This is a genomic window from Thainema salinarum CENA647 (genome assembly GCF_057732415.1).
The window spans coordinates 978,886-1,000,580 of record NZ_JBYJZJ010000022.1; the positions used below are offsets into that span (position 1 = coordinate 978,886).

Genomic DNA, 21,695 nt, shown 5'->3' on the forward strand with positions numbered 1-21,695 from the left:
ATGTTAATTATAAAATTTGCGCCCGCTGAAAATCCTGAATTGCAGGTAGGGGTTTCATCCCACTGCTAGAAAATTTGAGAGGTTAGGAGTGATGAGGAATGATGGCGCTTTGAGACTTAGAAATCTAAGCCGGAGCGCACCTGTTTAACTCGCAACCAGAGGCCAATGGTAATCTGCTTAGCAATCCAGTAGGCCACCGTGATGATCACAAACGTGATAAAGATGACCAGAATGGGTCGTTTGCTGGTCAGAGTATCCAGTGTGCCCAGTAGGACAGTATCGGGACTGGTCACTAAATCCCAGCTATTGAACCGCAGGAAGCGACCCAGATAAATCCCCACAGCGACCAGCGCATGAATCAACAGTTCTGAAACGGTGACGTACTGCTTGGCTCCTTCCTTCACTAAGTAGTGGCTTTGATTCATCACCGATACGACATAGGCCTCAAAGCCCGCCAGCATGGCAAAGGCATGTAGCGGCACAAAGATAATTGTCAGCACCCACACCGAATAGCCATCGCGGATCGCGTCCATCAGGTGAATAATGTCCGTCAGCATGTAGGGCGCGTTGGGCAGAAAGGCGACAAATACGACGTAAGCAATCCACCATAACAGCGATCGCACAATTCGCTTGCGGCGAAACAGCCAAAAACTGAGCACAAAGGGAATGTAGGCCAAGAACAGATTCCAAAGAATCCAGCCGCTGTGACGATCAAAAATTTCGAGTGAATCCTTCAGAATATAATCCATACTGTCCTAACCTTTTGTTAAAGTCCTCCTGATCTGTTATGGCACATGGATCTTGTTGACTGCGAGATTTAGTGATTGAAGAATTCAATAATTTTTAGAGTCAGGACTGGTAGTGCGGTGGCGTCGCACCATCAGTCCTGACTCCACCTGACTCTAAAAATTGTTCCCGTTTGAGAACTACACAACCTGTTTTGGGCATTTTGAAGATAGTTCAGCGATAATTCAGCGGAAGGAAAAGTACCATGCTTGTGATTAGCTGTGGAATGATGCGGTCGGGATCGACGCTGCAATATCAGCTGGCGGTGGAGCTGTTGCAGCGGGCCGGACGAGGCGAAGGAATTGGTGAGGTACGCAACACGACCTGCCAGGATCTAGAGGCGCAAACCCACGGTCATGTGCATGTGGTCAAGGTTCACAAGCGACAGTTGCTGGCTGGGGTGTCGGATGCGATCGCAGATGGCTATGCCACGGGTCTTTACATTTCGCGGGATATTCGCGATGTGGCGGTGTCGCTGATGAATATGCGCCAGATTAGCTTTGAGCGGTTAATGTTTCGCAGTGGTGAAGTGGAGCAGGCTCTGCGGGACTATGAGGCATGGACAGCACTACCTGGAATTTTGATTTCCCAGTACGAGGTGATGATGGCCGATCTCGATCAGGAAGTGCAGCGGATTGCGCGTCATCTCAATATCGACATTTCACCGGAAACGGCGGCGGAAATTGCTGACAAGTACGACCTGAAGCGGCAGCAAAAGCGGATTCAAGCCTGGAAAGCTGACCCCAACTACGACGCCAGTCAGCACGACCCCAATACGCTGCTGCATCACAATCACATTCGCTCTGGTGAAACCCAGCAGTGGCGGACGGTGCTGACGCCGATCCAGATTGCCTATTTGGAATACATGGCCGGAGACTGGTTGCGATCGCAAGGCTATGAACTCAGCCAACCCCAGTGGCGTCAACAGCTCAGCCGCGCTGTCTTCCTAAAAGAAAAGGTGCGGCGCAAGTGGAATGCTCTATCCCGTCGCTGGTCTGCTCGAACAGCTTGAGGTGGCGATGGCTGCTATAAAATCTGAGACAGGAATTTTTGCGATCGCTCTTCTTTGGGATTGTTGAAAAACTCTTCTGGCGTGGCTTCTTCAACCAGAACGCCGCTATCCATCAGCACCACCCGGTCGGCCACTTCTCGGGCAAAGCCGACTTCGTGGGTGACGCACACCATTGTCATGCCGGAGGAGGCTAGTGTCCGCATTACGTCTAATACTTCTCGCACCATCTCGGGGTCAAGCGCCGAGGTCGGTTCGTCGAACAGCATGATTTTCGGTTCCATCGCTAGAGCCCGTGCGATCGCAACCCGCTGCTGCTGACCACCGGATAGCTGGCCCGGATATTTCTGCGCCTGTTCCAGGATGCCAACCCTTTCCAGGAGCTGCATGGCTTTTTCTTCGGCCCGCTTTTTCGGCCAGCGGCGCACCCAAATGGGTGCCAGAGTGACATTTTTCAGCACGGTCAGGTGGGGAAACAGATTAAATTGCTGAAACACCATGCCCACTTCGCGCCTTACCGTGTCGATGTTCTTCAAATCACGGGATAGATGAATTCCATCAATCACAATGCTGCCTTTCTGGTAGGTTTCCAGGGCGTTAAATGTGCGAATGAAGGTGGATTTTCCAGAACCAGATGGCCCCATAACGACGACGACTTCGCCTTTGGTGACGGTTAGGCTAACTCCGCGCAGCACGTGAAAATTATTGTCGTACCACTTCTCCACGTCCGTCGCAACGATGATTGGTTCGCCCATACCTCCAGTCGTTTCAGATTGAGCTTGAACTTGTGTCATGGTGTTTTTCCTACCCGTATGAATACGTTGAATCAAAATGATGCAGTTTTAAATAGCTGCGAGATCGCTGGATTGGTTATATCAACTCATGTTGACCGCATTTTAGCCTGATGACTGTCGGCCAAAGCGCAAGTGTGAAGTTATATGCAGTCCGGTTACGCGGACTTGATATTACGTTTGCCTCCAGTTCTGCTGACACCTTAGAGCAGGTTAGCCGAGGCCATTGTTATATAGATGACAAACCCTTGGCCGAACAAGGTCTCAGCTAACTTCAGCCGCTCTAGTTGAGTTGCAGCTTATAGCCATTAGGTCGAGTGCTAACTTTTTTGATTTGCCGCCTATTTCCCTAGCGCTGTCCGGTATTCAACTGTTTTTCGATTTGACGACTGCCGAGTGCCATTGCATAGCAGCAGACCCAGTAAATCAGCGCCACGAAGGTATACACCTCGGCGTAGCGACCCAAAAATTGCGGGTTAGCCAGGATCGACTGCGAGATGCCTAAGAGTTCGACTAGACCGACAATCGCTAGCAGCGACGTGTCTTTGAACAAGCTGATAAACTGGCCCACAATTGTGGGAATTACGGCTTTCAGTGCCTGCGGCAGGACGATCAGCAGCGTGACCAGTGCGCCATTGAGACCCAAGGCACGAGCCGCTTCTGACTGTCCGCGTGGAATGGCCTGTAAACCACCGCGCACGTTTTCCGCCAGATAAACTGCCGCAAAGATGGTCAAACCTGCGATCGCACGTAGCACCCGATCCGGTGGTTGCGATCCGGGAGCCAGTACCAGCGGTAGCATCACCTGAGCCATAAACAGAATCGTGATCAGCGGCAGGCCCCGAATCACCTCAATAAACGCAATACAGACCCAGCGCACGATCACGAGATCACTTTGTCGCCCCAGCGCCAGTAAGACCCCGAACGGAAAGCACAGCACGATACTGGTGACGGCGGTCAGCATGGTTAGCACAAAGCCGCTTAGATCCTGCAATCGTACTGTCCTCATACCGGGCAGCAGACCCTGGAGCAGAACCAAGCCAAGGATATACGCCACCAGCCACACCAGCGTCAGCCAGCCGCCAATCCCTTCAACTCGCTGTGCGATCTCATATCCGCCATAGGCCGTTGCGGCTAGCAGGACTACCATGCCCAGCAGGATCAGGCCACCGGGTACGCTGAAGCCTAGAATTACGCCAATGCTAAGGGCGGCCAAGACGACCAGCACGGCTAAGCTGGTGGTGTTAAACAAGCGAATATTGCGGCTCAGTACGCCCCAGGTCAGCCCACCCGCTACGGTAAATGCGCCGACGGTAGCCCACAGCCGCCAGGTCAAATCGGCAGGATAGCGTCCGGCCAGCATCAGTCGAATATTGCGCTGAATCACTTCCCACTGCGCCACGCCAAACACCCACTGCACAATGCCGATGGCTAGCCAAGCCAGCACCACCACCGAAACGATGGTTAGTACAGTGTTGAATGGCGAGTTAAATAGGTTGCGTCGCGCCCACTTCACCGGAGCAACCTGACTTTTGGGTGGCGCGGCGACTGTTCCCGGTTCTGGCTGAGAAAAGGTCATGATCTATAACGAGTTCAAAATCAATCAATTTATCGGAGCGGATTGTAGGGGCGGGTTTAGCCATCAAATTGTGGCTTTGAACCAAAACTGGATCGCAAAACTCGCCCCTACACAATGTTGGTTTGAATTTAGAGACCTGTATTCAGCTAGCGCTCCTTGAGCTGTACTGACTGATTAAATACATTCATCAGTAGCGCAATGATCAGGTTGATGATCAGATAGGTGGACATCACAATCAGGATCATTTCTACCGAGCGCCCGGTTTGGTTGGCTGTGGTATTGGATACCGAAAAGATGTCGTTGTAGCCAATTGCGATCGCAAGACTGGAGTTCTTAGCCAGGTTTAAATACTCACTGGTCAGCGGTGGGATCATCACCCGCAGCGCCTGAGGGAAAATCACCAGCTGCATGACTCGATTGGACTGTAAGCCCAGTGCCCGTGCGGCTTCCCACTGTCCTTTTGAAACCGACTGAATGCCAGCTCGCACCACCTCTGCGATAAAGGCAGCGGTGTAGAGTACCAGTCCAGTCAGCAAAGCCGCAAATTCTGGTGATAGATTGAGTCCTCCGGTCAGGGATGTTCCTTCCAGCACCGGAACTTCCCACTGTAGGCCAAAGATCAGGCAGATCACTAAAACCGCCAGCGCAATATACTGGGCGATGTTCAACGACTGCGGCGACGTGCCCGTTTGCTCCATCAGCTTCATCCGTCGTCGCCAAATGACGACCAGTGCGATCGCACTAGCAACCAGCAGCAGTAGCGCTAAGCCTGTTCGCAGCGTATAGAGCGGCCACAGTAGATCGACCCCACGCTGGGTCAGGTAGAAACCTGGCACGCTGATGGGGGCTTCAATCGCTGGCAGATTCAGAAAAACGGCAAAGTACCAAAAGAAAAGCTGAAGCAGCAGCGGCGTATTGCGAAAAATCTGCACGTAGATGCTCGAAATTTGCTGCACAAGCCAGTTATCGGACAGTCGCGCAATCCCGGAAATAACGCCAACCACGGTGGCTAAGATGATGCCCAAAATCATCACGCGCAGTGAGTTGAGCAAACCCACCAGCAGCGCTCTGCGATAAGGATCGGTGGGCGAATAGGGGATGGCCGTATCGCCAATGCCAAAGGATGCGGCTCGGTCTAGAAACTCGAAGCCAAAGGGAATATTGAGCCGCTGATAGTTAATGGCGAAATTGGTCGCCAAAATCGCAAAAATGACGGCAATGATGGCCAAGATAATCACTTGAATGGCAATCTTGACGATCCGCTCGTCTCGCCAAAGGGGAATTTTTTCCTCGGTCGTTATCGGATCATGTGTCATGGGTCATCGTTGGTGCACAAAAGCAAACAGGGCAGACCGAGTGGTCTACCCTGTTAGAAGTTTTAGCGGAACGGTGGAGAATACATCAGTCCTCCCTCGGTCCATAGCTCATTGGGGCCACGCTCTAAATCGAACGGTTCACCAATGTTGCGCTCGTAAATTTCGCCATAGTTGCCTACGGCCCGAATTGCCCGCGCCGCAAAGTCGTTGGGCAGACCCATGTCTTCACCCAAGTTCCCTTCCAGACCCAGGAAGCGCTGAATATTGGGATCTTCGGTGTTCTGGAACGTATCAATATTTTCTGAGGTAATGCCAAATTCTTCAGCCTGAATCAAAGAATAGACAACCCACTTGACGGCGTCAGACCAGTTGGTATCACCGTTGACCACCGCCGGGGCCAGCGGTTCCTTAGACAGGACGACATCCATCACCACATGGTCATCAGGATTGGGCAGCGTGGTGCGGCGAGCCGTAAGTTGGGAACGGTCAGAGGTGGCTCCCTGGCAGCGACCGCTGGCATAGGCCGCATAGAGGGCATCCTCATCGTCAAAGACAACGGGCGTATATTCAACGCCGCGCTTGCGCATTTGGTCGGCCAAGTTCAGCTCGGTGGTAGTGCCAGCCTGCACGCAGATCGAAGCGCCTTCTAAATCTTCTAAAGTCGTGAAGCCAGAGGCTCTGGATACCAACATGCCCTGACCGTCATAGAAGACTGTGGGCGCAAACTCTAAACCAACGGACGTATCGCGGCTAATGGTGTCGGTGGTGTTGCGGCTCAGGATATCGACTTCACCCGTTTGCACCGCTGTGAAACGTTCTTGAGCACTCAGGTTGCGATATTCAACCGCATTGGGATCGTCAAACAGGGCTGCCGCGATCGCACGGCAAACGTCAACATCTAGACCCGAATATTCACCGCTTTCGTTCACGAAGCTAAATCCGGGTAGCTGTCCATTAACGCCGCAGACGAGAGTGCCACGAGATTGAACCGAGTTGAGGAGGCTGCTACCACTACCTCCTTCTTCACCTTCGGTTGAGGTTGTACCACCACCGCCACAAGCGGTCAGGGCAGCCATCAAGCCAAAGGTGAATAAAAAACGTAAGCTCCGGTTTTGCATAGGTATTTAGTAAGCTTTTAAGACAAGAACAAATGTAGTACAGCTAGTGTAGTACACCTGAGTTAGTGCTATTCACAATACGAAACACTATAAGGCTGCGATCGCACGGCCACAGCACAACTTATAGAAAATTCGCTCTTATCTTAGTCGCAACACGTGGTTTGAAGTGTAGTCTCACGAGCAGACAAAACCGATGTGAATCGAGTAGACAGTTCGAGTAAACAGTGCCAGTGAGGGCTAAGCCGCCAGCCGCTGGTCGGCGATGTCCCGAATCAGTGAGAGCTTGGAGTAGAGATAAGCTGCTAAAGTCCCTTTTTCGTCTGCACTTAGGGGATAGCTGACTTGGGTCTCTTGGATAAGCCACTGTACTAAGCCTGTGTCATCCAAATTCAACAGTGTATGAGTATGAGCTGATTCAATCTGCATCCACAGCTTTCTCAAGATTAAAGGATCCATTGTTTTACCTCTTCTGCGTTCTTCTACGTATTGAGCAAGCAGGTCAGTAGTATTGAGCGAGCAGTTCCTATTTCTCACCATACACACTGAAGAAGAGAATGGTCTGAAATGTCAAATAGTATGAAACAAGAGTTACTAAAACCTCAAATTATTGACGTACAACTTGATTAAGAATTGCTCTACTTTTCTGAAACTTCAAATGTCAGTGTTATTGAGATATCTTCAAGAAATATTAAAGCTGCTAGGCAGCAGCAGTTTATAACAAGTAGCAGCCTTATCCTGTTGATACTGTATCGATGCTCCCATGACAGGAGGTACTGAAATCTCCTGTTCGCGATGGTTTCGGCGCTTTCTTGATCTCAGTGACACTATGAAAGCCGTCAATGTAAAGAACGAGTTTGGAAGATAGCGAGACGAAAGAAATTAGCGTTGCAACGTTTTATTGATCAGACTATTTACAAAGGCCTCTGCTGAAAGATAGATTTATGGCAATTACTTGCTGCCAGGTAAATTAATTCCTGTTGAAGAGTATCTGATCAAGCGCGGAAAACTGTATCTATTGCTACAAATAGTTTTCTATAGTTCTATATAGATTCCTGATCGGTTTTGAAGCTGATTTCTGCATTAATGTGTGAAGTCATTGGATTGCTGCTAAATGCGCGATCGCACGTTATCTGCTCCAGTTTTCTTGTCGCAAAATAAACTTTTTGATCATTGGTTTACAATCCGTTTTGATTAGTTATGCCGATTATGATTTCAGGTCAAGTTGCGATCGCAGCCACCAATCCATCCATCAGCTCCCTTGCTCTCCTCCCACTCTCCTCCCGCTCCCCTACTCAACACCTCACAGCTTTAAAAGAGAACAAGCACGGCTCAGCCGTGCCTGTTCTCTTTTAGCTATGTGTAACCGGGCGATCTACTCCACGTTATCCTTCACACCTTTGACAATCCGGGACAACTCTGACTTCTCATCAACGCTGACCCGACTCGGAGAACCGCTGATAATCCGCTCAAAGTTGCGGAACGAGTCTTTGATCTCTGGCCCCTGTTCGGTAATCGTATACTCGCGAATGCCCTTGTCGTGCCACGATCCCCGCATCTTGAACACATTGATCGCCCGCGACATCTCACCCCGGATCTCAACGTACTGCAACATCAAAATCGTGTCGGTAATCGTTGAGATATGGGAATCTGTGATTGAGTGGGCACCCATGAACTGGTCAGTGGTATTGGTGAAGAAGCCCGTAATCTCCTCCTGCTTCGCAAAGCCCGTCACGCCGATGATGAACTGCCGAAAGGCGTTGTTGCTGACCCCTCGTGCCAGCGCTGATAAGGAATCAATGGCAATGCAGTTAGGCTTAAAGTGATCAATCTCTGACTTGATCATCTGTAAGTGATCTTCTAGTCCTGCCGACTCTGGATAGGCGCAGAGAATTTTCAGCAAGCCCTTGCGCTCCAGCTCCTCAAATTCGATCCCCCAGGAATAGGCGTTGCGAGAAAGCTGTGCCCGCGACTCTTCGTAGGCGAACAGAATGGCCCGCTCACCTCGATTGCAAGCATCTTGAATGAACTTACTAACCAGCAGGGTTTTGCCCGTACCCGTTGCGCCCGTGGCCAGAATGATGGAGTCCTTGAAGAAGCCACCGCCACACATTTGATCCAGCGTTTTGACGCCAGAAGAGACGCGCACATTGGACGATCGCTGCGTAAGCCGCATGGCACCCAATGGAAAAATACTGATCCCTTGATTCGTAATCGTGAACGGGTATTCCCCTTTCATGTGGGTTGTGCCCCGCAGCTTGAGAATCTCAGCCGTCCGTCGCCGCCGCTCTCCTTCAAGGACGTTGCGCAAGATCACGACGTTGTCGGAGACAAATTCTTCAACCCCAAAGCGGGCAATTGGGCCGTATTCCTCGACCCGCTCTGTGGTCATGATTGTGGTGGCACCCACCTGCTTCATGCGGGCAACTAGGCGAAAAATCTCGCGCCGAACGACGGATGCCGCATCGTACTGCTGAAAGACTGCTGTGACTGAATCGATAGACACTCGCCGCGCCTTGTACTTCCGAATGGCGTAGTGAATCCGCTCAATCAGCGCCGACAGGTCAAAACTGCCGACCACATCCTGTCCTTCTGGATCGGGTGATGCATCCAGAATAAACAGCTTGCCGTCATCGATCAGTTTTTGCAGATCCCAGCCAAAACTGTAGGCGTTCTTGATAATATCGGCTGGAGACTCCTCAAAAGTGACAAATATGCCGGGTTCATCGAATTGGGAAATGCCATTGTAGAGAAACTGAACGGCAATCAGTGTTTTGCCCGTGCCCGAGGTGCCGCTAACTAGGGTTGTACGACCCGTTGGGAGTCCACCATGACTAATGTCATCGAACCCCTCGATCATCGTGCGGATCTTCTGCACTCCTTTTGCTTCTAGCTGGCTACCATTCGAATTAGGCTGACTCATGGCTGGATGGACTCAATACAATCAATCAAATCTAGAGCGAACGAGCAATCAGAGGCTCTAATGATCCTGTTTATGGACATGCTTGTGGACATCGACCAACCATTTGAAAACCTTTTGTACAAGTAATCAAGGCAAATCATGCCCATGTTTTGGATGTCTCGTCAACAAATGTTAAGTGAGCGCAAACACTGGTGCAACAATCTATTGATCTAGCAAATAGTTAAGCAGATTGGCAGAATTCATCTTGGCCGAATCTCATGATAGGTCAAAGGCCATGCCAATACCCATTGGAACACGATTTGGTGCGAATCTGGATCGATAACCGAGTTTTTAGCAACTGAATAATTTTCATCTAGACTGCTATAGCTCGTTTGCTTCATCGTCACGCAGTTCTTCATAGAGCAGGTCGAGGCCGATGAGGACTCGTTCGCGGTCAGATAGGTCGCCAATAATTTTGCGGACGGGTGGCGGCAGAATTTTGGATAGGGTCGGTGTCGCGAGGATTTTGTCTTCTTCTGCAAGCTGGGGATTTTTCAACACATCAATTACTTTCAACGCATAGACACCCTGAAACTCCTGTTCCAGAATGTTGTTGAGTGTTTTGAGTGCCCGAATCGAGTTGGGCGTATTGCCTGCCACATAAAGCTTCAGCACGTAGGTTTTTTTCAGAGTATTCATAGTTTGGCAGCACGGATAATCGATGTGACTAGTTAGAAATCGTGACAGAATATCATTCACTCAATTTATTCACTCAATGTAGACGCTTTCCACGAGTAATCTCGCGAAGCGTTAGGGTCTTTTACGGATTGCTCTAAAAACTTGATTGATGAGCTTGACTTCCGATGATGATGAGTGATGACGAAAGGTTGCGATCGCAGATTATCCTAATCCGCAGATCATCCTAATTCATCAGGCTTGCATGCGGGTTCATTGTTACCGCCGTTATCGCCAGGTTATCACCAGCTCGTGATTAGGACTCGCGCGGAATTGACCGTCGGTACATCTCACAGAGGTGGGCAATCACATCAATCAGCGTTAGCCGATAATCCATCAAAATTTCCTCGCTGCGGCCCTCTAGCTGGAGCTGTTTCGAGAATTCGTCCATCAGCTCCATATGAATTTCGACGATCTGAGAAACTGACACATCTGCAAAGAAGGCCGTGTTGATATACTCATCGATATGCTGATTCGTCTTTTCGCTGTCAGAAAAATAGGTCAATACGATCTCACGATAACGCCGACTGAGATCTGACAAGAACTCTTGGCGTTCATCGGGACTCATATGTCGCAGGAAATACTGGGGATTTCGTTTGTAGTACACACCAAGATAACCAAGCCGCTCCTTCAATTTAGAAGCTAGACGTCGTTGTTGTAGAACCAGGGACGTTTGCTGTGTTGCGCCTAAGCTAGCGCTGAGATGAGGCAACAGTTGGCTAGAGGGCAAATCTAGAAACTGGTCGATTGCCCGATGGATGCCCGCCTCCAGTGATTGCGGTTCTAATTGCTGAATCAGCAGCAAACCATCGTGATAGTGGGTGCGTAATGTCTCAACGGTCGGATTTGTGGTCTGCGAACTGGGGCGAGCGTGGGTACTGACATCGGTGCTGGAGCTTTGATTGGATCGGGCATTTTCATAGTCGGATGTTTGAGCTATTCGGGCATCTGCTTGAACGTTCAACACCACGATCGGCAAGAGTACGTGACGTGCCTTGAGGTCGCTCAACAACGCCAACAAATCAGGAGAGTTTTCTAGTACTAAGCAGTCAATATGATGTAAGTTGTCCTCCGTTAGACCCATCAGTTCCGACTGAGACCCTATGAAGTCCAACGTATGTCGCTGATGGTCAAGATGCTCAATTAACAACTGAGAGAGCGCATCAGAGTAAATAAAAATGCATAGTGAGAGCTTAGATGACAAAATCTTACAAAACCTAACGTAGACAGATTCCGCGATCGCGGCACATCTAGTCTAGATGAAACGATCTTGGAGTAAATACAGAATTATTTAATATTCATTGTAGTCGGAAAACTCTGCCAATCTGGAGCGCGAGTCAGATTGAATCCTGATTTAAAGGTGGAGAGGTGCCCACATGCTACGCTGCACCCGAGATGCGCCGTTGTGTCTGCTGCGGCAACGGCAAAATCGATGGGAGTCCTCACGGGAGGCTGGATTCTTAAATGTTCTACTGTTTCTGGGCGATTTAGTTATCTAGGTGTTTCCATAGGGTAGGTAGCAAAGCTCAAGCCAGTTTTCTAACGCTCCGCTGGGAATACGTTATCTACGGATGCTTAAACAACCTATCGGGATTTGAATAAGGTTTAAGTCTATCTGGCAAATATCTGACAAGGATGGCAAGCAGGATTAGGATAAACGGGTAGTAATAGTTTTCATGGGCTTGTCTGTGAGCAGCGGAAGTATATATCGGCTAGAGCTAGGCTAGATCTGCTTAATCTAACTTAATCTGCTTAATCTGATCGATATTTAACTGCGCTTAATCAGATGAATCGATAGTGTTAGATGGCGAGTGTTAGATGACGAGTCTTAGATAACAAGTCGGGTCTAGATCGCGCTGCTCGAAGTGGTTCTCTAGGTCGTGAAATCTCTAGGTGGTGAGCTGAAGTAAACTGACAAGTCGCAGTGAGGGGATCCTGCGATCTCAACTCTATCTGGTGCGCTGCCTAATGCACGTCAATGATTCGCCTAATCTAAGCTGCTTATCTAAATCTAATTTCTAATTCACTGGCGGAATTAATAACCGTCTGGATGTTCTGGGGCTAGATTGACAACTGCTATGACATTGCCCAACCTACGGCAATTTATTGAACCCGTTCCAAGCTGCTATCGGCATGACTGTTTGGAGCAGGTTTTTCAATGGCTGCAATCCGACGGAGTGCAAAACTCCGCCTTTAATACGGTTGTCATTCTAGATGCTGATCATTACCCGATTGGCACCATCCGCCCCCTGTCCTTGGTCACATGGCTGATCAATCACCTGCCGTCGTTCAGCGATTGGCATATTACTCTTGAGCAGTTTATCGCCACTCAGGCTCAACCAAACTTGATTCAGCCAGTTACGGTGGTTTCGGTGGCCTTACCGATTAGCCAACTGCCGATTCACGACCTGCCGCCTGATACGGCCCATTTGGCCGTGGTGGATCAGAATGATCACTATTTGGGGCTGGTAAATCTCACGCGGTTGATCCAATCAACCCGCGCTGAACTCAATCAGCCGTCCTGGTTGCCGCCCAAGCGTTCGTCTGGACAAGTCAAAGCACGGCAGGCTTCGCAGCCGCTACCGATTGGCTATGAGTCAATCTCGTTACAAACTGAGGCGCTCGAAGCCCTCAGCGACCACGAGCCGTGGGTACAGATCTTTGACCGTGTCCCCATTCCGCTCATGCTGCAAACTGAGCATGGGCAGGTACTCAAGCGGAACCGAATTTGGCGATCGCAAGTTGGCGATGTCACCTATGCGGCAGCAATTCATCCAGAGGCCATTCCGTCGCCCCAGTTTTCTAACTCACCCGAGCATCGTCCCTCAACGCGATCTGATCAGCGAGCGGACGATTCATCCGGCATCCACTTATCCCAACCTGTCCAGCCGTCATCGACCGCTAAACCAACTCGTTCTACATCGATGCCGGAGCCGGAGCGGACATTTCTGACCACTAGCAGTACCACTAGCAGCACGACTAGCATGACCGCAGGGTCTGCTACTGCCCGCCAGATCCCTGACGGCTTGCCCGTGGGCTATTGCCAATTGGAAGCCGAAACTAATACTCACCTGTGCGCCTGCCTTAATCAAGATGGCGAGGTGCATGTTTGGCGATTCGTGCGGATCGATTTGGGCTTTTCGGCGCAGCAGCTCCTGACAGTAGCGGATCAGATGCCGCTGATATCAGCTGCTTTGGCGTCCTCTACTGTGTTGCCTCCCCCCTTAGCTACTCAAATCGGCGATTCCCAGGTGCAACAGCACCATCAGATCGTAAATGAGACAGAATTGCTGCCGCTTTCGAACGCACTTCTATCGGAGCGGGTCTGGCTCGTGGTGGCGCAGGATACGACGACTCAGCGGCAGTTGAGCCAAGAACTTGCGGCCAAGAATGCTGATTTGGTACAGCTCAATCGGTTTAAGGACGAGTTTTTGGCCTGCATTAGCCATGAGCTGAAAACGCCGTTGACGGCTGTGCTGGGTCTGTCGCATCTGTTGAAGAATCAGGCTTTGGGGCAGTTGAACCAGCGACAGGCTCGCTATACCCATTTGATTCATGAAAGCAGTCGTCATCTGATGGCGATTGTGAATGACATTCTCGATTTGACGCGGATTGAGACAGGACAGCTTGACTTAAATTTTGTGCCGATTACGCTGCGAACGGTTTGTGACAAGGCAATTCGGCAAGCTTACAGTATGGTGCAGCTTGTCGCTCCACAAAGTTCAACATCGGCATCCTCCGCGCCTCCTGTGGGCCAGTCTGATCCAGCGGCTGCTACGTCCTTAGAGGCAGAAACCGGCAGTGCGCGATCGCAACAGATCATCCTCGACATTGATCCCAAAATTCACACCATGTATGCCGATGAGCTGCGGCTCCAGCAGATGTTGACTCACCTATTGAGCAACGCGCTGAAGTTTACGGAACTTGGCGATCAGACTGGGCTGAGAGTTCGGCTATGGGACGGCTGGATTGCTTTTACGGTTTGGGATACGGGAATTGGCATTCCTCAGAAAAAGCAGCATCTGATTTTTCAGAAGTTTCAGCAGCTTGAGAATCCTCTGACTCGTCAGGTCGGTGGCACCGGATTGGGATTGGTTTTAACCCAGCGGCTGGCGCGGCTGCATGGGGGAGATGTGACGTTTACGTCTACCGAGGGCGAGGGCAGCGAGTTTACGCTGCTGCTGCCGCCTGCACCACCTCAGGAGCAGCTCAATCTCAACCTGGACTTGGCGATGGCGATTCATCAACCGTCGCCTAATCGGCTAGTGCTGATTGTGGAAGCCGTGCCGCGATTTTTAGAAGACCTGCATGAGAAAGTGGCCCAGTTGGGCTATCGAGTTGCGATCGCACGATCTGGCCCAGAAGCTCTGGAAAAAATTCGTCGCTTACAGCCGTGCGCCATTTTTGTGAATCCACTGTTGCCGATGCTGTCCGGTTGGGATCTGCTGACGCTGCTTAAGACAGATGAAGATACCTGTCGGCTACCCGTAATCATGACCGGGACACCTGTGGAAGAGGAACAGGCGATCGCTTGCGGAGCGGATAGCTTCCTCACGCTGCCTGTGCAAACGACTCTGTTGCAAACTGTGCTCGATCGGCTGGAGGAACCGGAGGAGCCGAACGAGAGCCTGAACAATCTACAGGGAATTACCGCGCTGTATCTGGGGGCAGACTTGACGCTGACCAATCCGGCGGCCTATCCAACGTCGCTCAGCGGTCAGCTCAATCAGTTGCTTCATACCCACCACTGCCACGTGCTGGAGGCGGATGATCTAGATCAAGCTGAAATGCTAGCGCGGGTCTGGAAACCCAATGTGCTGCTGATTGGTACGCTGTCGGTTGATCCGCTGGTCTACCTACAGCAGCTCAGCGACCACGAATTTCTGTCTACGCTGCCAATTGTGCCGCTGACGCCAGAGTTTGCCACGGTAATCGATCAGGTGCCCCAACTGCGGCTGTTCCCCTATCAGCCCAATGCGATCGCAACTTCCATTTCGGTTCATTTGGACGGCAAAGCCCTATTGCGAACGATTCAAACCGCTGTCGGACTGACCCATCAGCCCCATATTTCTCTGCTTGATCCCGCAATGCTCAGCGCTAGCCAACCAGATTCTGTTAAGGATGTGACTGAACATTCAGGTCGCGATCGCACCGTTCATCCCAATACCGCTAGCCCAACTCATGCGGCAAAAATCGATGCGGCTAAAGGTTTGGTCACCCTGGCCCATTATTTGCAAGCCTCAGGCATTCAGGCTCAAATTGGTCAAACTTGGCAGTCCGTGGAGCAGCAGGTTTATCATCACACTACCGATCTGCTGCTAATTTCACTTCAGCCCAACTGGAGCCAATCCAATCTGCTGCATAAACTGAGCCAATTCCGACAGAGCAAAAACTGTCCGCTGATTTTGGCCATCATGAGTTCTGCGATCGCATCTGACCAAGAAGGACAGGAAAGCTTGACCGAGCTGCGTCGTCTTTGTCAGATGATCGTACCGGCTTCCATCCCGGTGCGAGAGTTGCTCAATCAAATTCATCAGCTCTTGAGTCACGGTTACGGAACTCAATCAGTTCCAAATGATGCCGAAACAATTCATAATAAAACCCCAGAATAGGATTAGCCGATACGCATTGCGTACCGGCTAATCCTATTCTGGGGTTTAGAATGCTGCTACTATTCTGCTTTGGCATCAAAGTCGAGGGATGCCGAGTTGATGCAGTAGCGTAAGCCCGTTGGCTGAGGGCCATCCGGGAAAACGTGCCCTAAATGCGCATCACATTTGGCACATAGCACCTCGGTGCGGCGCATGAAAAAGCTGTTGTCAGTCTCTTCCGCCACGTTTTCGCCTTCAACCGGAGCCCAGAAGCTCGGCCAGCCCGTGCCAGAATCAAACTTTGTCTCTGAGCTAAACAAAGGAGTACCGCAGCAGACGCACTTATAAGTACCCGATTCCTTATTATCGTGATACTTGCCGGTGAAAGCCCGCTCGGTTCCTTTTTTGCGTGTTACCTTGTACTGCTCAGGCGTGAGCTGCTCTTTCCATTCAGAGTCTGATTTTTGAAGCTTGGTTTCCATAATGTTTGGTTAGTATCTCCGTCTGTAATGTTTATCGTAACGAAATGTTATGGCGAAATCAGGTGCGGGTTTCCACCAGCAATCTACCGAATGCTCTACATGTTGCCGCTGATAGCTTAAAATTCCGTCGCTGATAGCTTAGATTTTTATGAGTCCTTTGCCCACGTTCCGCTTCTCAACCGATTTGCTTGGTCATTACCGCTGGCTGAGTCAGCAGGACTTAACCGTTATCGATGTCGAAACTACGGGTTCGCGTCCGCCCCACCACCGCGTGATTGAGATCTCAGTTCTGCGCACCAATTTGCGAGACGGCATTCTGGATCAGCAAACCCACCTGCTTCAACCCGGTGTAACCATCCCAGAACGAATTGTCCAGTTTACGGGCATTACCCCTGCTATGTTGACCAATGCCGCTACGCCGGAGCAGATTTGGCCTAGCTTATTGCCCTTGCTCTCCAATGGCATTCTTACGGCTCACAATATTCAGTTTGACTACAGCTTTTTGCAGGCCGAATATAGTCGGCTTCAACTGGCTTATCACCGTGATGACGCTGATCTTTTTTGTACTGTACGCCTTGCTCGGCTGATGTTGGCTGATTTGCCTTCCCGCAGCTTGCCCGATCTCGTTCAACATTTCCAGTTCCCAATTGCCAAATCCCATCGCGCTGCTGCTGACACGCTAGCCTGCTGGTACCTTGCACAGCACCTGCTCACCCGTATTCAGAACGACAATGAGCAGACCCTCTTGGACTGTATTGGGCAAGAATGGCTGCCGATTCAAATGGTTACGCCTCTGTTTGGCTGCTCTCGCCGTAGGGCAAAGGCCATGCTTGAAGCGGCTGGTGTGCCGACTCGATCTTCTCGTCGCCGCAAAGCGCCGATGTATCGGCGGCAGGATATTGAGCAGTTTTATTGGCAGCGGCAGGAGGGGCTGGCTGCGTCTGGGGAGGAGCAGTTGGTGGGAGGGTAGGTTGGGAATGGGGTTGGAGGTGGATTAGGACGTTAAACGTTCACTTTTTATTTCTTGATTGTCTAAAAATATTTAAAGAGGCGCTATAAGGTGGATGGGACTTAGGTTGTAAGTCCTTGTATGTGGTGCTTAATGTTTATAGGTTTTGTCTGTTCTCATCTGAGGTTCGGTTAAAACCCGATGGTTTCTTTTCTGTGAAAGCTGGGCTGAACCAAGCTTTCACAGAAAAGAAATTGGGTTCTTATACACGGACTTGGATATTTGCAGCAATGTTGAGGACGTTCTTGACATTGTGTATATTCAACACTTACACTTGGTGTATATTGAACACGAAGGCTATGGATAACCAGTTTGAAATTATTGGCGGTTCTGTTCTCGGATGGGAGCATCGGCGGATAGGCCGCAATAATCAAGATGCCTATCACTGGCTGGTGGCTAAAGAGGTAATCGTGGCGCTGGTTTGTGATGGTTGCGGCAGTGGTGCCCATAGCGAAGTGGGAGCGAAGGTTGGGGCTCAGCTGGTAGCCCAGGCTTTCCTCTCGGTGTTGAAGCGGCTGAATCCTGCTACCGAGGCGGAGTTTTGGATGCAGGTGCGGCAGATGGTGCTACTGCAGATTCATGATTGGATTTCGGCAATGGGCAGTGAATATCTGCATACGTTGCGAGATTACTTTCTGTTCACGACTGTTGGGGCACTGATCACACCCGCGCAAACCTGGATCTTTTCCATTGGTGATGGTGCGATCGCACTGAATGGTGAACTCACTCCGCTTGGCCCTTTCCCGGACAATGCTCCGCCCTATTTGGCCTATGGTCTGATTCAAGACTATGTTGAAGGACTGACGCCGGAGGATTTGCGGTTTCAGGTGCATCATCAGGTTGCAACTGCCGAGGTGCAGTCAATTTTGCTCGGTACGGATGGCGTTTTGGACTTGGCGGCCCTGGGAGATTCACTGCTGCCGGGGAAGGAGGAGCGAGTTGGCCCGATTGCTCAGTTTTGGCAAGAAGACCGCTATTTCAAGAATCCACTCCGGGTCAATCGTCAGCTAGCCATGATGAATTATGAAGCAGTGCAGGTGGACTGGGAGTCGCTTACGCTCAATCGGCGCGGCGGTTTGCTCCCGGATGATACGACGCTGATTGTGATTCGGCGTAAAGCTTAGAGACTATCCACCTCTCACCCATCCACCCCAAAAGGAGGTACCTATGCTTGGTGCGATCTCAGGTGACCTAATTGGTTCTGTTTATGAATTCAGTCCGATTAAAACGAAGGATTTTAAACTGTTTTCTCCTGGCTGTGGCATTACTGATGATTCGATTTTGACAATTGCGATCGCAGATGCCATTCTGCACGATGGCGATTATCAGGACAAGATTCAGTCTTATGCTCGCCGCTATCCGAATCCGACGGGTAGTTATGGTGCTCGGTTTTCGAAATGGATTTGGTCGGATGATCCGCAGCCCTACAACAGTTGGGGCAATGGTTCGGCGATGCGGGTGAGCGCGGTTGGCTATGCGTTTGATGATTTGGATACGGTGCTGCATGAGGCAAAGCAAACGGCTGTTGTGACGCACGATCATCCAGAGGGTATCAAGGGGGCGCAAGCGACGGCGGCGGCGGTGTTTCTGAGTCGTACAGGTCAATCTAAATCTGAGATTAAAGCCTATATCGAACAGACGTTTGGCTATGATTTGAGCCGATCGCTGGATGAGATTCGCCCGACTTATGAGTTTAATGAATCCTGTCAAGGGACGGTGCCGGAGGCGATGACGGCGTTTTTGGCATCAATGGATTTTGAGGATGCGATTCGGAATGCGGTGTCGCTGGGCGGTGATTGCGATACGTTGACCTGTATTACGGGCGGCGTGGCGCAGGCGTTTTATGGCGGTGTGCCGGATGCGATCGCAACTCAGGTTTTGGGTCATCTGGATGATGATTTGAAGGAAATTACCGTTAGGTTTATGGGGCGATTTTGCGCATAGATGCGACCTCCCGTAGGGGCAGGTTTTGCACTTAACTGATGGGTTTATCGCTAACGTTTTGCTTAAACCTGCCCTTACCCTCGTCAGAATAATTCTGATGGTTATGAACGTTGCTTCTGAGGGGACTAGCCCCCTCAGGCTCCCCCACTGGGGCATTCCGCCGCCCCAGACCCCTACGGACGAGGTGATCGGTGGGTGGTGTTACAGCGCTTCGCATCGGTGAGGTCGCAGGGGCGTTATCTGTTGTGTCCCAGCTTGGCGTTCCACGCCAAGCAACTGCAACACCTATAAACTTGTCCCCCATTCTTCTTTTCCACTTCTACTATCTTTCTACTGCTTTACGCCTCACTCCTCGCTCCTCTCGCCTCACTTCATTCCCTCTACAGCCCCCTTTCTCCCCCACTTCCCCACTTCCCCACTTCCCCACTCCCCCACTTCCCCTTTCCTACCTATCCACCCCTTCACTCCCATGCTCTTCCTCAATCACAAAAAACTCACTCTCAAACCTCAGCAGCTTCTCGGCAAGGGTGGCGAGGCAGAGGTGTATCGGCTGGGTCGTCAGCAGGCGGTAAAGCTGTTTAAGTCTCCGGATCATGCGGATTTTCGGGGGCAGGTGCAGGAGCAGCAGGCGGCGCGGAATCGAATTGCGGTGCATCAGCAGAAGTTGCCGCTGTTTCCGGGGAATTTGCCGGAGCGGGTGGTGGTGCCGATGGATTGGGTGCGGGATGATCGGCAGCAGATTGTGGGCTATACGATGCGGTTGCTGACGGGGATGGAGCCGCTGCTGCGGTTTTGCGATCGCAATTTCCGGCAAGCGATTCCCCATCAACGGGTGGTGCAGATTTTTCAGGATTTGCACGATACGGTGTCGAAGCTGCATTTTGCGGGTGTGGTGATTGGCGATTTTAATGACCTGAATGTGCTGGTGCGGGGGACGGAGGCGTTTCTGATTGATGCGGATTCGTTTCAGTTTGAGCCGTTTACCTGCGGTATGTTTACGGCTCGGTTTGTCGATCCGCTGCTTTGTGACCCGCAGGCGAATCAGCCGCTGTTGCAGCGCCCCCATACGGAGCAGTCGGACTGGTATGCGTTTACGGTGATGCTGATGCAGTCGCTGCTGTTTGTTGATCCGTTTGGTGGGATTTACAAGCCCCAGGATGCTAGTCGGCGGGTGCCGCAGGCGGCGCGATCGCTGCATCGAATTACGGTGTTTCACCCGGAGGTGAAGTATCCCAAGCCTGCGCTGCCCTATGACCGTTTGTCGGATGAGCTGCTGCACTATTTTCAGTCGGTGTTTGAACGCGATCAGCGGGGCGAGTTTCCTCGACAGTTGCTTGATAACTTGTGCTGGACAACCTGTTCAATTTGCAATACGGAACATGCGCGATCGCACTGTCCGGTCTGCGCCCAGTCCCAACCGGGAGCGGTGGTTTCGGTCACTGTCGTGCGTGGTCAGGTAACGGCGACGCGCCTGCTACAAACCGAGGGATTGATTCAGTTTGCGACTGTAGCCGCAGGCCAGTTGCAGTGGGTGCTGTGGCGACAGGGGCAGTTTCAACGGGAGGACGGTTCTGTCATAACCACGGGTAATTTGCAGCCCAATCTGCGCTGGCGCATCCAGGGTGATAAAACCCTGGTCAGTCAAGCGGGACAGGTGATGGTGTTGCAGGCCGGCCAAGTCGTACAGCGGCTAGCGGTGGATAGTTTTGGTGCGATCGCACAATTTGAAACCTTACCTACGCATACCCGCAACACTCAGCCTTTATCCAGCGGTACATCCGAAGTCGCTGTCGTCTGGCTCCAGCAGGGGCAAATGTTACGCACTGACCGCTTAGGCGCAACCGTCATGGGAACCGTCTTGCCCGAACGAACTCAAATCTGGTGCGGCTCCACCTTTGGCTTCGGCTTCTACCAGGCAGGCGATTTAACTGTCGCATTCGTCTTTGATCTTGACCGTTCCGGCCTCAACGATCGCGTTCAACTGCCCACCTGGCGCGGTCAGCTCATCGCCGCCAACTGTGCCTTCAGTTCTGACTACGGCTGGCTGTTTCTGATCACACAGACACAAGGCCAACTCCAGCGCCACTGTATGGTTATCCGCCGCGATGGTCAGGTTATAGGAAGTGCGATCGCAGTTGATTCCACCCAACCGGATCACTGGTTAATGCTGGTCGGGCAATCTGCCATTGCCCAAGCCCCCTGCCCCTTCTGCCCCGTCGCCCACTTCCTCCTACTCGCCACTGACGACGGCATCATCCGCATTGAAGTCTATAACGGTCAACTGATCCAAACCCGCACCTTTCCCGACACCGAACCCTTCGTCGATACCAGTACCCAACTCCTCCCCGCCCCCGATGGACTTTACGCGGTTCGTGCCCATGATATTCAGCATTTGAAGATGAGCTGATAAGAAAGTGAGGCGAGAGCGATTATCTT

The 21,695-nt window shown here is 51.3% G+C and carries 17 protein-coding genes; 7 read left to right on the plus strand and 10 right to left on the minus strand.

Translation table 11 applies throughout. The features are described 5' to 3' along the window. Positions 1-116: 116 nt before the first annotated feature. Positions 117-749 carry a DUF1361 domain-containing protein gene (locus AC286M_RS11105; protein WP_488204448.1) on the minus strand — a complete coding sequence of 211 codons (633 nt, stop codon included), beginning with the start codon at positions 747-749 and terminating at the stop codon, positions 117-119. Between the two features lie 242 nt (positions 750-991). Here AC286M_RS11105 and AC286M_RS11110 point away from each other — a divergent pair, with 242 nt between their 5' ends. After that, the gene (locus tag AC286M_RS11110) at positions 992-1,798 is read left to right on the plus strand and encodes a sulfotransferase domain-containing protein (protein ID WP_488204449.1); all 807 of its coding nucleotides are present in this window, start codon (positions 992-994) and stop codon (positions 1,796-1,798) included. Positions 1,799-1,812: 14 nt separating this feature from the next. On the opposite strand, the gene AC286M_RS11115 is transcribed toward AC286M_RS11110, so the two are convergent. The 8 genes from AC286M_RS11115 to AC286M_RS11150 all read right to left on the minus strand — a co-directional run bounded on the left by AC286M_RS11115 (position 1,813) and on the right by AC286M_RS11150 (position 11,437). After that, positions 1,813-2,589, minus strand: a complete 777-nt coding sequence (locus AC286M_RS11115; RefSeq protein ID WP_488204450.1) for an amino acid ABC transporter ATP-binding protein — start codon at positions 2,587-2,589, stop codon at positions 1,813-1,815. 346 nt (positions 2,590-2,935) lie between these two features. Continuing rightward, positions 2,936-4,165: an amino acid ABC transporter permease gene (locus AC286M_RS11120; protein WP_488204451.1), complete on the minus strand. Its 1,230-nt coding sequence runs from the start codon at positions 4,163-4,165 to the stop codon at positions 2,936-2,938. Positions 4,166-4,311: 146 nt separating this feature from the next. Then, complete coding sequence (locus tag AC286M_RS11125) at positions 4,312-5,481, minus strand: amino acid ABC transporter permease (protein WP_488204452.1); 1,170 nt, start codon at positions 5,479-5,481, stop codon at positions 4,312-4,314. 62 nt (positions 5,482-5,543) lie between these two features. Further along, positions 5,544-6,557 (minus strand): amino acid ABC transporter substrate-binding protein, encoded by a 1,014-nt coding sequence (locus tag AC286M_RS11130; protein WP_488204453.1) that lies wholly within the window; start codon positions 6,555-6,557, stop codon positions 5,544-5,546. A gap of 279 nt (positions 6,558-6,836) precedes the next feature. Next, positions 6,837-7,055, minus strand: a complete 219-nt coding sequence (locus tag AC286M_RS11135) for a hypothetical protein (protein WP_488204454.1) — start codon at positions 7,053-7,055, stop codon at positions 6,837-6,839. 916 nt (positions 7,056-7,971) lie between these two features. Continuing rightward, the gene (gene kaiC / locus AC286M_RS11140; RefSeq protein WP_488204455.1) at positions 7,972-9,519 is read right to left on the minus strand and encodes a circadian clock protein KaiC; all 1,548 of its coding nucleotides are present in this window, start codon (positions 9,517-9,519) and stop codon (positions 7,972-7,974) included. Between the two features lie 360 nt (positions 9,520-9,879). Continuing rightward, positions 9,880-10,197 carry a circadian clock protein KaiB gene (kaiB, locus tag AC286M_RS11145; RefSeq protein WP_488204456.1) on the minus strand — a complete coding sequence of 106 codons (318 nt, stop codon included), beginning with the start codon at positions 10,195-10,197 and terminating at the stop codon, positions 9,880-9,882. Positions 10,198-10,489: 292 nt separating this feature from the next. Then, positions 10,490-11,437: a circadian clock protein KaiA gene (locus tag AC286M_RS11150; RefSeq protein WP_488204457.1), complete on the minus strand. Its 948-nt coding sequence runs from the start codon at positions 11,435-11,437 to the stop codon at positions 10,490-10,492. 172 nt (positions 11,438-11,609) lie between these two features. Here AC286M_RS11150 and AC286M_RS11155 point away from each other — a divergent pair, with 172 nt between their 5' ends. Both AC286M_RS11155 and AC286M_RS11160 read left to right on the plus strand, forming a co-directional pair. Then, positions 11,610-11,732 (plus strand): hypothetical protein, encoded by a 123-nt coding sequence (locus tag AC286M_RS11155; protein ID WP_488204458.1) that lies wholly within the window; start codon positions 11,610-11,612, stop codon positions 11,730-11,732. A gap of 579 nt (positions 11,733-12,311) precedes the next feature. Further along, complete coding sequence (locus AC286M_RS11160; RefSeq protein WP_488204459.1) at positions 12,312-15,845, plus strand: ATP-binding response regulator; 3,534 nt, start codon at positions 12,312-12,314, stop codon at positions 15,843-15,845. 59 nt (positions 15,846-15,904) lie between these two features. Here AC286M_RS11160 and msrB read toward each other — a convergent pair whose 3' ends face one another. Further along, positions 15,905-16,306: a peptide-methionine (R)-S-oxide reductase MsrB gene (msrB, locus tag AC286M_RS11165; protein ID WP_488204460.1), complete on the minus strand. Its 402-nt coding sequence runs from the start codon at positions 16,304-16,306 to the stop codon at positions 15,905-15,907. A 148-nt stretch (positions 16,307-16,454) separates the two neighbouring features. Between msrB and AC286M_RS11170 the strand changes: the two genes are divergently transcribed. From AC286M_RS11170 to AC286M_RS11185, 4 genes are all read left to right on the plus strand, one after another. Then, on the plus strand, positions 16,455-17,276 hold the full coding sequence (locus tag AC286M_RS11170; RefSeq protein ID WP_488204461.1) for a 3'-5' exonuclease: 822 nt from the start codon (positions 16,455-16,457) through the stop codon (positions 17,274-17,276). Between the two features lie 338 nt (positions 17,277-17,614). Further along, on the plus strand, positions 17,615-18,439 hold the full coding sequence (locus tag AC286M_RS11175) for a protein phosphatase 2C domain-containing protein (RefSeq protein WP_488204462.1): 825 nt from the start codon (positions 17,615-17,617) through the stop codon (positions 18,437-18,439). 43 nt (positions 18,440-18,482) lie between these two features. After that, positions 18,483-19,259 (plus strand): ADP-ribosylglycohydrolase family protein, encoded by a 777-nt coding sequence (locus AC286M_RS11180; RefSeq protein WP_488204463.1) that lies wholly within the window; start codon positions 18,483-18,485, stop codon positions 19,257-19,259. A gap of 469 nt (positions 19,260-19,728) precedes the next feature. Further along, positions 19,729-21,666, plus strand: a complete 1,938-nt coding sequence (locus AC286M_RS11185) for a hypothetical protein (protein ID WP_488204464.1) — start codon at positions 19,729-19,731, stop codon at positions 21,664-21,666. Positions 21,667-21,695: the final 29 nt, after the last annotated feature.